Origin of the sequence: Clostridium sp. CM027 (assembly GCF_024730565.1) — a bacterium.
In the GTDB taxonomy this organism is placed as follows: Bacteria; Bacillota; Clostridia; order Clostridiales; family Clostridiaceae; genus Clostridium_AD; species Clostridium_AD estertheticum_B.
Genome location: NZ_CP077725.1, coordinates 161,111 through 174,745, shown reverse-complemented (window position 1 = coordinate 174,745; position 13,635 = coordinate 161,111). Strand labels below are relative to the sequence as shown.

Sequence of the window (13,635 nt, the reverse complement as noted above, 5' to 3'; positions counted from 1 at the left end):
CCCACTTATAAAAGTGGGCGACTTTCCTTTTGAAATGTCATTAAGTAATTAAACATTTCTAAGCTCTTCGGCTTACGTGTATAATTTTGGGAAATAATAAAGGATAAAATTTTATACAACTCGAGCTTGGATGTTTTTGAAACAATAATTCTATTAATTTTATCCATACCAAAATTGTTTAAGAATTTTAATGTATTATATGTAGGATTTGAAATATATATACTATTTAATTTTTCACACTCTTTACAAATTGGACCATAAGATATTAAATCAATGTTATTAGACATGGTTATTTTTTTTCTACATTTAACGCAGTAGTTAAAATTTAATGCATAACCTGTTGCCTTTAGAATTCTTATTTCAAAAGTTCTGGCTAGGACTTCTATATCCATAACGTCATTTTTTATGAAATAAAAGGCAGTAACTAAATTTATAAAAAGTTCTTTATTAACCTCTTCATTCTCCATTGTTATATCAATTAATTCATTAAAATACGAGGCATAAGTAATTGTATCTAGGTCCCTTAATAATTGCTGAAAAGAATCTATAATTGTAATTTCATTTATTGTATATAAATTTTTCCCTTTAAAAAGCACAAATTCTCCATAGCAGCAAGGTAAGGTCGATGATATATATCTGCTTTTATTTTTTCTGGCTCCCTTTGCTATGGCTGTTATTTTTCCAAATTCTTCAGTAAAAAGCCAAACTAACTTGTCAGTCTCTTTAAACTCTTGTGTCTTTATAACAATGGCCCTAGTTTTTAAAATTGACAGAAAATCATCCCCTATTTATATCCTAACTCTTTCAAAATACTCGAAGTATCTCTCCATTCCTTCTTTACCTTTACCCATAATCTCAGATGTATGTTTTCTCCTAATAATTTCATTATATCTTGTCTTGCATAAGTAGAAATTTGTTTTAAGGTTTTTCCACCTTTTCCAATTATTATTCCCTTATGAGAATCTTTTTCGCAAAGCAAGTTAACTTCAATATTGTAGATCTCTTTTTTATCTCTTTTCATAGAAATAATTTCTACTGCTATTCCATGAGGCACTTCTTGCGATAATAATTTCAAAGCTTTTTCTCTTATAATTTCAGTAATAATGAATCTTTCTTGCTGATCTGTAATCATATCTTCTGGGTAATATAAAGGTCCCTCTGGAATGTGCTCTTCTACAAGTTTAGTAACTATATCAATATTTTTACCTTTTATAGCTGCAATTGGTATTATTTCTTTAAAATTAAAATACTCAGAATAACCTTGAATAGTTTTAGCTACCCTCTCTTGAGTATTCTCATCAATCTTATTAACTAATAAAAACACGGGTATCTTAGTATCTTTAAATTGTTCAAGAATATGCATATCACCTTTATCAATTTCATCTCCTGGCGTAGTTATAAATAATATAACATCTACTTCACTAGCAGATTGCTTTGCTACTTTAACCATATATTCTCCTAGTTTATGTCTAGGTTTATGCATTCCTGGAGTATCTACAAATATTATTTGAGATTCTTTAGTAGTTAAAATGGTTTGTATGTTATTTCTTGTAGTTTGGGGTCTATTAGACACAATTGATAATTTCTCCCCCATAATATAATTTATTAATGTAGATTTTCCTACATTAGGTCGTCCTATAATAGTTACGTATCCCGATTTAAACATATATCCTCCTTTTGATTATCTTTAGTAAATAGTATTTATTAATTATTTGTTATCTTACTTTAATAAATCTTCTTTAGTAAAAGCACCTGGTAAAATTTCATCCATAGTCTTAATTATATAATTTTCTTCATTTTTTACTAATATAATATCAATATCATTTGTGGCAAATTCTACTATAACTTGTCTGCAAATACCACATGGATAGGTATTAGTTGACATATCTCCAACTATAGCAATAGCCTTGATTTTTTTATGCCCCTCAGATACAGCTTTGAAAATTGCTGTCCTTTCGGCACAATTAGTAGCTCCATAGGAAGCATTCTCAATATTGCATCCAGTATATATTGACCCATCTTCAGTAACAACTGCTGCGCCTACCTTGAATTTCGAATATGGCACATATGCATTTGCTCTAGCATCTATTGCTATTCTAGCTAACTTTTTATAATCCATTAGTACACTCCTATTCAAATAATTTGACAGTTATTCTTCACATATACACGAAAAATCACGTATACCAATTATATCACTAAATATTAGTATTTCAATAATATTATAATTATATTTCGGATATTAGTCATTAGACATAAAAAAATTAATTATCCTAAAATTTTAAATAGTAGCAATGTTAATAAAGTCCCAAAAACACCACCAAAAACCACTTCCAAGATAGAATGAATTTCTGAATCAACCCTACTTTGTGCAACAATTACAGCTAGCAAGTATGATAACACCATAATTAAAGGTTCATTCGTTAATAATGTTATGGCTGTAGCTACTGAAAAAGCTATGGTACTGTGACCGCTAGGCATTCCTCCTCTGAGTGGTGTTCCTTCTCCATAAATTGCCTTAACTATTACTGTAGCAATGCAAATTATAACCAGCATAAAAAAGATCATGTCAGGGTCAGATTTTTTAAGTTTTAACATAACTGTCATGTTAAAAGGAGTTATTCTATCCCAAAATATCACATAACCAACTAAGACTGAATTTATAGCGGTTACTAGTACTGCGCCAGCAGCGACATTTTTAGCAATTTTGGCTAGTGGATGATAAAAATTTGTTGTAGCATCTATGGCACATTCTACTGCCGTATTTATCATTTCAGCAACTATGACCATTGTTATAGTCATGGTAATAATTAAAAGTTCAATCTTTGACAAATCATAAAAAAAAGTGGCAGTAAGCACTACTATTGTAGTTAACATATGTATCTTCATATTTCTTTGCGTGCGAATGGAATATATGATTCCTTCAATAGCATAATTAAAACTATCAACTAATTTCTTAACCTTCATCCTTAACCACCTTTAAAAATATTCTCATGCAGTAAGACACATGAAACTAACCATAAGTGTATCCTACCTAGATATTTTAAAATTGTTCAATATTTCTTCTTCTCTTTTTCTCATAATATCTTTTGGGTCTTCCTCCATGTGGTCATAACCTAACAGATGTAAAATTGAATGCACTGTAAGATACGCACATTCGCGAGTAAATGAATGACGGAACTCTTCACTTTGCTGCTTCGCTTTTTCCAGGGATAATGCAACATCCCCAATTACTAGCCTTTCATCATATAAATCACTTTGGTCAAATTCATAATTTACATACACATCTTTAAACACCTTATTTTCTGGATAATGTAACATAGGGAAAGATAGCACATCTGTAATTTTATCTATTCCCCTATGCTCTAGGTTTATTTTTCTGATTTCTTCGTTGTCAATAAAGATAACACTTACCTCATTATCTATAAAAAGTTTTTCTTCTTTAAGCGTATACTCAATGACATTTTTTATAACAGTTTCAAGTTCACTCGAAACTTCAATCTTATTTTGCCTATTATCAATAAAAATCATACTTATTTTTACTCCTTTATTCTAGCCTCATTTTTTTATCTTCATGTTCCTTATCTTTTTGCCATTTGTCCATTGGATACTCTATTCTCTCATGGTATATTCCAGAAAGCGCTTTTAAAAATGCCTTTCTTATCTTTTCTAAATCTTTTAAAGTTAAATCGCAATTATTTAGTTGTCCATCATTAAGTCTGCTTTTTATTAGCTTATTAACCATTTCCTCAACTTTACCTTTTGTAGGATTTGGAATTGATCTTACAGCTGCTTCCACTATATCTGACAACATTATAATTGCCGCTTCCTTGCTTTCAGGACTCGGTCCCTGGTATCTAAAATCTTCTTCTTTAACTTCATCTGGATTGTCACTAGAATTTTTCATAGTTATATAAAAATAATTAACTAAAGTCGTCCCATGATGCTGCCTAATGATATCTTGAATTACTTTAGGTATTTTAAATTCTTTTGCAAGCTCTAACCCATCCTTTACATGAGAAATAATTATAAGTGTACTTAAATTTGCAGTTATTCTCTCATGTGGATTATCATTTCCTAATTGATTTTCTTTGAAAAAATATGGTCTCTTTATCTTCCCAATATCATGATAATATGCAGCAGCCCTTGCAAGAACAGGATTCGCTCCAACAGCTTCTGCTGCAACCTCTGACAAGTTAGCTACAAGCACAGAATGATGATAACTTCCTGGAGCCTCCAAAAGTAGCCGCTTTAGTAGTGGGTGATTAGGGTTTGATAGTTCCAAAAGTTTCACTGTAGTCACTATATCAAAAAAGCTTTCAAAAAACGGCAAAAATCCTATAGTAAGTACTCCAGATATAAGACTTGCGAGATACACTAGTCCTGCCTTTTTTAAAACATCAATTATACTATTGCTTAGCAAAAATCCCATAGATAGATACACCATAAGGTTTATTATTGCAATATATATAGCTGAATATAATATATCGTTTCTTTGTTGCATTTTCTTTAATATCATAACCCCAACAATAGAATTTAGCACAGCTAATATTGTTATTTCAAAATTAAAATTAACTGCAACACTAATTAGAATGCAATTAAGAATATTTAGAGCTATTGATACTTCATCATCAATTAAAATGGTCATAAGCATTGGCACGCAGGCTAATGGAATTACAAACAAAGAAATTATACCTAATGTTCTAGCCAGTAGTATAGCTATGATGCTAAGAAGATTAATCATAACTAATTTTTTTGTATCATTAAAAATTGCCGTATGATACTTATATAAATAAAACCATTGAAGTAATATTACTAGACATACAAGCGCTGCTACACTTGTATATAATGACCATTCAAAATTACTAGTATTATCTAGAAGCCCTAAGGATTCTAAAAGTGCCTTTTGCTCAGAGGTTATTGGTTCCCCCTCTTTTACAATGATCTGTTCCTTCTTAATCATAACAGGTTTAACACTTTTCCTTGCTTCTTCTATTAACACATCTGTACTTTTTTTATCATAAATTGAATTAGGACGAACCTCTACATTTGCGATAGACATCCCTATTGTTCTTATTTCCTTAGGAAAATTTGAGTTATTAATAAGTGTAGCAATAATCCCCTTTGCCAATATAATTTCCTCGGGTTTATTTTCATTTATTGTGGTTATATCATAAAGGGTTGTTATCGTATCTTTAAGAAATATTTCTAATTCCTTGGCTTTTTTAATTTCTAAATTTACTAAAGTCTGATAATTCTCATCGGTAAAATTAGGAATTGGGTTGCTCTTTTTGAGTGAATCTATTTTTTCCTCTCCCGATAATGTTTTTTTAGATGCGTCTACGCTATTATTCTCGGGTGATTTACTAGTGTTTAACTGGGACACTGCTGAAAATAATTTACCGATATTTTCTATAGCCTTGTCATTTACTGAAACTTTAATTGTTTTTTTTCCTACGCTCTCTACAGCTTTTGTTCTATTGATTTCTGTGGCTCCTTCATTTTCAACTTCCCTAGGAGCTTTTATATCTACTTTTGCAATACTTCCCACATTTATTGTATACTTTTTTGGAACTAAAGCTGTTACTAAAATTGAATACATTATAATCGCCGTAACTATAAAAATCAAATATGATTTTGCTTTATTAAGCTTCATAAGTTCCCTTATATTTTTCATATCCCATCCCCACCTTTTCTTCTCGAGTAAACTATAAAAACATATTTTCTTTCTTAAATGTTTAATGTTTTTTGAGATGCACTATTTTTTTTCGGGTATACTCACTTTTTCGGGTGTTATTTCTCCTTCTGAAGCAATATTTTCTTCAGCAACTACCACCACTCTTATTAGATACTTATCTTTCTCCTTTTTTACATCTTTAATTTTATCTATTATTTTTACACTTTTGTCTAAATTTTTTAAAATATTAGAATACATCCCCTCTACTACCTTACCCTCATCCGCAGGTATATTTTTTTCTTCAATTTCATAGTAGATTTCTTTTTTTATAAACTTACTGTTATTTTCTATTTTATCATAATTACTATATGGAATTATGTTATTTTTTAGATAAATTTTTTTATTTGCAAATTTAATATATAAATTGCTTATACTGTTTCCTGTTTTAACCTTTGATATATTGTTTAATGGGACTTCTTTAATCTCCTCGTAAAAAGTTTTTGCTATAACTTCCCCCTTCGCATGTACAGGATAAACATTTTCCTCCTTGCCCTGCTCTCCTTTAACTAACAGCTCCCCCTTTTGTATCATTTTCCCGGCTTCTACAACGGCTGTACCTTCCGTAGTGTATACTCTAACTACCATACCATGTTTGCTTGCTACTAAATTACAGGGTGTTTGGTTACTAATTATAATAGGCGGTGATTGTCTTTCTATTACATCAACCTTTAGCTTAACACCGTCAATCCTTGCTTTTACCCACATTATTTCATCATTACTTCTTGTGATTTTATTTTCAATATCATAAACATCTATATTTTTCTTTTTAAGTCCTGGTCTTATCCCAAAACCTTTAATTTGTTGACGCAATTCATATGGGCTTATATAATTTTCCGTATTGATTTCTATATTCCATACAAATGTAGATAAATAATATATTACGCTCCCAAACAAGATTACTCCGAGTAGAAGTGCAGATCGACTTCTTAACTTTATTAAAAAAAATGCTGCTCCGCTCCTTACTATAATTTTAACTCTAGTGTCTGTTCGTTTTGCCACTTTACTAATCTCTCCATAGTCGCTTAATCTCACTTCTAAAACTACAGTTGTTATATTTATTTTTTTTATGTTCTTAACTTGAATACCATTTCTCCACAATAAATTTATAAACTTTTCTGGCATTAATGATTGTATTTCCATTGTGATATTACCTTTTTTATATTTTTTAAAATTATTCATGACTTTCATACACAACCGACTTAAAGTTGCCACTCAAAGTTATTGTGTTTCCCCCTATAAATAGTATTTTAAAATTTTTACCGTATATCGAAATCGGACCCACATTGGAATTTATTTTTATTTCTTCTTCTTCAAAGATTACTACACCCTTATGGTTTTCTATATTTATTTCACTGTTAGCTAAAATAGTTATTTTCGGTAAATCTAACAGGATATCTCTTGGCAATTCTAACTTACTTGCTATAATTTCTTTCGTTTTATAAAATTTATTATCCATACACTCACCTCATAAAATACTTCATATTAAATTTATGAAAAAAAAGTCTAACAAATTACAGTTTTTAAATTTTATAATTTTTTTCAATAAAAAAAAGACTCAGCAATCGCTGAGTCTTTCATTTATTCAAATACTATTTTACTATTTTACTATTTCACTAATAAGCTTACCATCTGCATTACTTATAACTTTAAGCAATAAGGCAAACATAATTTTTTCAATGTATTTTATGCCATTATCCACCAATTACACAACTGCCTTTTTGAATAGCTCTATAATTTCTAATCTAGTTAACTGCTGAGGAAGGCACTCTAACATTGCCTGTTTCCATTTTAAAAATTTTATTTAAATTTTCTCTTTCTTGCAGCTTCTGATTTCAACTTTTTCTTAACGCTTGGTTTTTCATAGTGTTCTCTTTTTCTTACTTCTCCGAGCACTCCACTTCTTGCGCACTTCTTCTTAAACCTTCTTAAAGCATTCTCAATTGTCTCGTCTGCTCCAACCTTAATTTCTGACATCATTATCCCTCCCTCCGCTAGCTCAATTCAATTTAAAAGCAGCTAATGCGGGGCCTAAATAGCACATTTTTTATTATACAACACACTTTTACATTATGTCAACATTTTCATTGCTGTTTTGTTATATATAAAATACTTTTAAAAATTCAACATTTTGTAAAGTAAATTAGAATACCGCCTCATTATTTGTTTGAATAAACCTTATATGCTAACCAGGTGGCCACTTAAGCATTCTTCCACCCAACAGATGAAAATGTATATGTTGAACGGTTTGTCCCCCTTGTTCTCCACAATTAGTTATAATTCTATATCCACTATCAGCAATTCCTAGAATTTTTACAATTTTCTTTGCGACAATAAATATATGACCTATTATTTCTGATTCCTCTTGTTTTAAGCAATTTAAGTCAGCAATATGCTGCTTTGGAATAATTATAACATGTACTGGTGCCTCAGGGCTTATGTCCTTAAATCCTATAACTTTTTCATCCTCATAAACCATTTCACAAGGGATTTGCTTTTTTACTATTTTACAAAAAATACAATCTTCCTCTTCCACATAATCACCTCCTTGCATAACCTTAGTTATATTATAGTATTCAACATAATTTTTTTTTCTCCTGCTACATATATTTATTGCTCAAAATTTTTATAATTCTTGCACTTCCTATCATTGCTTCTGATTCATACTAATTTACCGTACATCCTAAGGTAGCGATTGCAACTTTCATTACACCTTCCCTCCCAAGTCTCCCAGTTCATACATTATAAGGCTTAAACATGTAAAGCCTGCAGTCTCAGTTCTAAGTATTCTCGGTCCCAAAGTAACGATCCTTGCTCCTATTTCTTTAAGTTTTAATATTTCACTTTCTTCAAATCCACCCTCTGGCCCTATTATAATAGCAACTTTATTAATATGTATTTTCTCCATATTTTCTACTAATTTTTTTATACCATAACCTTCTTCATTTTCATAGGGAACCACTACTAAATCCATGTACTTTAGTTCTTGTAATAAGTTGTCAAACCCTATAGGAACATTTATTTGAGGCACCAGACTTCTCTTGCACTGCTTGCAGGCTTCTAGTGCTATCCTATTCCATCTATCCACCTTTTTAAACTCCTTAAGATCAGTTTTAACTACTACTCTCTCTGTAATTATAGGTGTTATTGCTTTAACCCCAAGTTCCGTATTTTTTTGAACTATTAAATCCATTTTTGTTGATTTAGGCATACCTTGAAATAAGTGTACTTCAATAGGACTTTCATTATTTATAGAATTTTCTTCTAATAAATTTATATTTACTGCCTTTTTATCTATAAAGGTTATTTCACCTACATATTCTTTACCTTCACAGTTATTAACACTTACCTTATCCCCGATTTGAAGCCTTAATACCTTATATATATGTTTTACATCCTCACCATCAATAACAGCATTGTTTCCATCTATACTATCTTTTGATACAAAAAATTTATGCATTATTTATTCTCCTTAAGCCTTGGTACATTCAAATAAATATACTGGTCTATTTTCATGCACCTTATTTTGCTATAACTTTGCAACTATGCAAACCCATTCACCCTCTATATTTATTTCTTCAATTTTAAAGCCACACTCAGTTAACTTATTTATTACATCATCTTTTTTACTTAAAATTATCCCTGAAGATATAAAATATCCACCTTCTACAATAAACGCCTTAACTTGCTGCGTCAAAAATATAATTATATCAGCCATTATATTAGCTATAACTATATTCGCTTTTCCTTTAACAACTTCCATTAAGTCTCCGTATAATATTTCAATATTACCTATATCATTGTAGCTAACATTTTGTTTTGCAGAGTCTACTGCTACTGGATCTAAATCAACTCCTATGACTTTCTTAGCCCCAAGCTTAGCCGCAGCAATAGCTAATATCCCAGAACCTGTTCCTATATCAAAAACTGTTGAGTTAGCGTCCACGCGCCTCTCAAGTGCCTTTATACACATTCTAGTAGTCTCATGAGATCCTGTTCCAAAAGCCATACCTGGATCTAGTTCCACAATTATTTCATCAGTTTTTTTATTGTATTCTTCCCATATAGGCTTTATAACTATCTTTTCCCCTACCTTTATTGGCTTATAATACTTTTTCCAGTTATTTTCCCAGTCTTCTTCATTTACTTTTTCTGCCGTTACAGATCCAACACCTTTGTCTAATCCACACTTTGGCAAATTATTTACCCCTGCTTTAATATCTTCTAAGTGCTTTTCAAATTTTTCATCCTTTTTATAGTATCCCTTAATTACAACACCACTCTTTGTATCTATAATAGTTTCATCAAAATAGTCCCAATCTGTAGTATGATCCCGTCTAAAAATCAAATCTAAAGGATCTAAAATAGAGACCCCTTCGACTCCCGTATTGTATAGCATTGCAGATACAGCTTCAACAGCCTCACTACTTGTTATTATAGTTACTTCAATCCAATCTTTATTCATTATTAATCTCCTTATTTATAATAAAAAACTCCGTTTTACAAAACGGAGTTTTTTATTATTATTTGCCAAATATTTTATCTACAATAGACTTTTTATTTTCTTCAAAAAAATCTACATTCTCGCCACTAGCTTCCATAAACAATTTTAAAGCTTCCTTTTGCTTATCATTTATAGCTTTTGGAATATCAACAATAACCTTTACGTATTGATCGCCTCTTCCATGTCCGTTTACTCTAGGTATTCCCTTACCCTTAAGTCTAAATACAGTCCCAGATTGTGTTCCTCCTGGTACTTTGTATTTAACGTCTCCATCAACGGTTGGCACTTTAATTTCAGTTCCCATAGCTGCATACCCAAAGCTTATATGAGATTCTATATGAATATCAGTTCCATTCCTCTTAAAACTTTTATGAGGAGCTACTCTAATATTTATATATAAATCTCCTGATGGGCCGCCCTTTTCACCCTGTTCCCCTTGACCTCTTAGAGGCATAACATTTCCAGTATCAACTCCACCCGGAACATCAATTTTAATTTTTTTATTTTTTCTCTGTTTCCCAGAACCATGACAAGTTTTACATGGCTCAGAGATCATTTGACCCTTGCCACCACACTTATCACAAGTGCTCATGCTAGCAAAACTTCCAAAGGCAGTGTTTCTCTGTACTTTTATCTGCCCAGCTCCCCCACATTTATCACATGTTTTAGGCGAAGTACCGGCTTTAGCACCACTACCACTGCAATCCCCACATTTTTCATTTCTTGTAATGGATATCTCTTTTTCTACCCCAAAAACAGCCTCTTCAAAATGCAGGTTTAGATTATATTCTAAATCTGCACCTTTTTTAGGTCCATTCTGATTTCTTGAAGAGAATCCTCCACCTCCAAATATGTCGCCAAATATATCTCCAAAACCACCAAATCCTGAAAAATCAGAGCTACCCTCAAAGCCTGCTCCATTTGCATCAGCTGTACCATATTGATCATATCTTGATCTTTTCTCTGAATCAGATAAAACTTGGTATGCTTCATTCATTTCTTTGAATTTGTCTTCCGCCGCTTTATTATCTGGATTTCTATCTGGATGATACTTTAATGCACCCTTTTTAAAAGCTTTCTTAACTTCTTCCTCACTGGCACCTCTTTCTATGCCAAGAGTTTCATAATAATCTTTTTTTGACATCTAGCTTTTCACCACCTAAAATATATATACTTCTATATTATAAACTAATCTCTAATATAAAGTAATCCTTAAAATAATTTAACCATCACTATTATATAGTTTTTCTATGCATATTGCTAATATTTCTTTACATAACTCATCTCCTGCGGAGCTGTGTACATTAAATCATATCCTGCGGAGCTGCATATCAATGACTTCATAGGGATATTTTTACTCCCACTTAAGTTTTATTCTTGTTAAGGTATTTAACTCCCACTTATATAAGTGGGAGTCTTTCCTCCTGAAATGTCATTAAAATAAGGGAAGGGTAGTTACCCATCCCTTATTTTAAATTGATTTTACTAATTATTTATCTTCTTTTTTTTCATCTTCTTCTACTTTAAAGTCAGCATCCACTACATTGTCATCTTTATGATCATTTCCATCTGCGTTAGTTTCGCCTGGGTTTGCTCCTTGCTCTTTTTCTGCTTCTGCTTGATATATTTTTGTAGTTACTGCATAGAAAGCCTCAGTTAATTCTTCAGTAGATTTCTTAATAGCTTCTATATCTTCTCCGTCTTTAACTTTTTTAAGAGCTTCTAATTTAGCATCAATATCTTTTTTATCATCTTCTGTTACTTTTTCTCCAAGCTCAGTTAAGCTTTTTTCAGTTTGGTATACTAACTGTTCTGCATTGTTCTTAACTTCAATTTCTTCTTTTCTAGTTTTGTCTTCTTCTGCAAATTTTTCTGCTTCTTTTACTGCTTTATCAATTTCATCATCACTTAAATTAGTTGATGCTGTAATTGTTATCTTAGCTTCTTTTCCTGTTCCTTTATCTTTAGCTGATACATTGACTATACCGTTAGCATCTATATCAAAAGTAACCTCTATTTGTGGAATTCCTCTTGGTGCTGCAGCAATTCCCGAAAGAGTAACTCTTCCTAAAGTCTTGTTACCTGCAGCCATTTGTCTCTCACCTTGAACAATGTTAATTTCAACTGATGTTTGACCATCTGCAGCTGTTGAGAATACTTGACTCTTTTTAGCTGGGATTGTAGTATTTCTTTCAATTAAAGGAGTAGCTATTCCACCTAGAGTTTCAATTCCTAGTGTTAATGGAGTTACGTCAAGAAGTAAAACATCTTTAACTTCCCCACTTAATACTCCTGCTTGAACTGCTGCACCGAGTGCTACACATTCATCTGGATTTACTCCCTTTGAAGGATCTTTTCCAGTAAAGTTTTTAACTGCTTCTTGAACTGCTGGTGTTCTTGTTGAACCACCTACAAGTACAATTTTATCTATTTCATTAAGTGATAACCCTGCATCTGCAAGTGCTTTTTTCATTGGTTCTATTGTAGCATTTACTAAATCGTGAGTTAACTCATTAAACTTAGCTCTTGTTAAATTTATATCTATATGCTTTGGACCTGTTGCATCTGCAGTAATAAATGGTAGATTAACATTTGTTTGCATTGATGATGATAATTCAATTTTAGCTTTTTCAGCAGCTTCTTTTAATCTTTGAAGTGCCATTTTATCATTTCTTAAATCTATTCCATTATCCGCTTTAAAAGTGTCGGCTATGTGATTCATAACCTTTTCGTCAAAGTCATCTCCACCAAGTTTAGTGTTACCATTAGTTGATTTTACTTCGAATAAACCATCACCAAGTTCTAATATAGATACATCAAATGTACCGCCACCTAAATCATATACTAATATTTTTTGGTTAACATCCATTTTATCTAAACCATAAGCTAGAGCTGCCGCTGTTGGCTCATTTATTATTCTTTTAACTTCAAGTCCAGCTATTTTTCCTGCGTCTTTTGTTGCTTGTCTTTGGCTATCATTGAAATAAGCAGGTACAGTTATTACAGCTTCTGTAACTGTTTCTCCTAAATAAGCCTCAGCATCAGCTTTTATTTTTTGTAAAATATACGCCGAAATTTCTTGTGGTGTATGTGATTTTCCATCAATATCTACTTTATGATTGGAACCCATTTCTCTTTTAATTGACATTATTGTTTTGTCTGGGTTTGTAATTGCTTGCCTCTTTGCTACTTGACCTACTAATCTTTCTCCATTAGCTTGGAATGAAACTACAGATGGTGTAGTTCTTGCACCCTCTGAATTAGAAATTACTACGGGTTCTCCACCCTCCATAACTGCTACACATGAGTTTGTTGTACCTAAATCTATTCCTATAATTTTTCCCATTATTATTTCCTCCTCATATTCCTTTTAGACCATAACAATTATAATTGTTATAAT

At 31.5% G+C, this 13,635-nt stretch carries 14 protein-coding genes; all 14 read right to left on the bottom strand.

Annotated elements, in window-relative coordinates:
• Positions 1-5: 5 nt before the first annotated feature.
• The gene (gene recO, locus KTC92_RS00860; protein WP_165414669.1) at positions 6-788 is read right to left on the bottom strand and encodes a DNA repair protein RecO; all 783 of its coding nucleotides are present in this window, start codon (positions 786-788) and stop codon (positions 6-8) included.
• Positions 785-1,666 (bottom strand): GTPase Era, encoded by an 882-nt coding sequence (era, locus tag KTC92_RS00855; RefSeq protein WP_165414665.1) that lies wholly within the window; start codon positions 1,664-1,666, stop codon positions 785-787. The genes recO and era overlap by 4 nt, the downstream gene beginning before the upstream one ends.
• A gap of 54 nt (positions 1,667-1,720) precedes the next feature.
• Positions 1,721-2,119 carry a cytidine deaminase gene (locus KTC92_RS00850; protein ID WP_216301805.1) on the bottom strand — a complete coding sequence of 133 codons (399 nt, stop codon included), beginning with the start codon at positions 2,117-2,119 and terminating at the stop codon, positions 1,721-1,723.
• A gap of 146 nt (positions 2,120-2,265) precedes the next feature.
• Positions 2,266-2,964 carry a diacylglycerol kinase gene (locus KTC92_RS00845; RefSeq protein WP_165414663.1) on the bottom strand — a complete coding sequence of 233 codons (699 nt, stop codon included), beginning with the start codon at positions 2,962-2,964 and terminating at the stop codon, positions 2,266-2,268.
• Positions 2,965-3,027: 63 nt separating this feature from the next.
• On the bottom strand, positions 3,028-3,528 hold the full coding sequence (gene ybeY, locus KTC92_RS00840; RefSeq protein ID WP_216301804.1) for an rRNA maturation RNase YbeY: 501 nt from the start codon (positions 3,526-3,528) through the stop codon (positions 3,028-3,030).
• A 16-nt stretch (positions 3,529-3,544) separates the two neighbouring features.
• Entirely contained in the window at positions 3,545-5,674 is a 2,130-nt protein-coding gene (locus tag KTC92_RS00835) for an HD family phosphohydrolase (RefSeq protein WP_220285957.1), read from the bottom strand.
• Between the two features lie 81 nt (positions 5,675-5,755).
• Positions 5,756-6,913, bottom strand: coding sequence for a sporulation protein YqfD (gene yqfD, locus KTC92_RS00830; RefSeq protein ID WP_253198057.1), 1,158 nt, complete (start codon positions 6,911-6,913; stop codon positions 5,756-5,758).
• Positions 6,906-7,190 carry a sporulation protein YqfC gene (gene yqfC, locus KTC92_RS00825; RefSeq protein WP_165414659.1) on the bottom strand — a complete coding sequence of 95 codons (285 nt, stop codon included), beginning with the start codon at positions 7,188-7,190 and terminating at the stop codon, positions 6,906-6,908. The genes yqfD and yqfC overlap by 8 nt, the downstream gene beginning before the upstream one ends.
• A gap of 341 nt (positions 7,191-7,531) precedes the next feature.
• On the bottom strand, positions 7,532-7,708 hold the full coding sequence (gene rpsU / locus KTC92_RS00820) for a 30S ribosomal protein S21 (RefSeq protein ID WP_165413737.1): 177 nt from the start codon (positions 7,706-7,708) through the stop codon (positions 7,532-7,534).
• A gap of 208 nt (positions 7,709-7,916) precedes the next feature.
• Positions 7,917-8,267: a histidine triad nucleotide-binding protein gene (locus KTC92_RS00815; RefSeq protein ID WP_258280652.1), complete on the bottom strand. Its 351-nt coding sequence runs from the start codon at positions 8,265-8,267 to the stop codon at positions 7,917-7,919.
• A gap of 171 nt (positions 8,268-8,438) precedes the next feature.
• Positions 8,439-9,191, bottom strand: coding sequence for a 16S rRNA (uracil(1498)-N(3))-methyltransferase (locus KTC92_RS00810; protein ID WP_220285958.1), 753 nt, complete (start codon positions 9,189-9,191; stop codon positions 8,439-8,441).
• 69 nt (positions 9,192-9,260) lie between these two features.
• Positions 9,261-10,196, bottom strand: a complete 936-nt coding sequence (gene prmA, locus KTC92_RS00805; RefSeq protein WP_220285959.1) for a 50S ribosomal protein L11 methyltransferase — start codon at positions 10,194-10,196, stop codon at positions 9,261-9,263.
• A 58-nt stretch (positions 10,197-10,254) separates the two neighbouring features.
• Positions 10,255-11,379: a molecular chaperone DnaJ gene (gene dnaJ, locus KTC92_RS00800; RefSeq protein WP_216301798.1), complete on the bottom strand. Its 1,125-nt coding sequence runs from the start codon at positions 11,377-11,379 to the stop codon at positions 10,255-10,257.
• Between the two features lie 345 nt (positions 11,380-11,724).
• Positions 11,725-13,581: a molecular chaperone DnaK gene (dnaK, locus tag KTC92_RS00795; protein WP_216301797.1), complete on the bottom strand. Its 1,857-nt coding sequence runs from the start codon at positions 13,579-13,581 to the stop codon at positions 11,725-11,727.
• Positions 13,582-13,635: the final 54 nt, after the last annotated feature.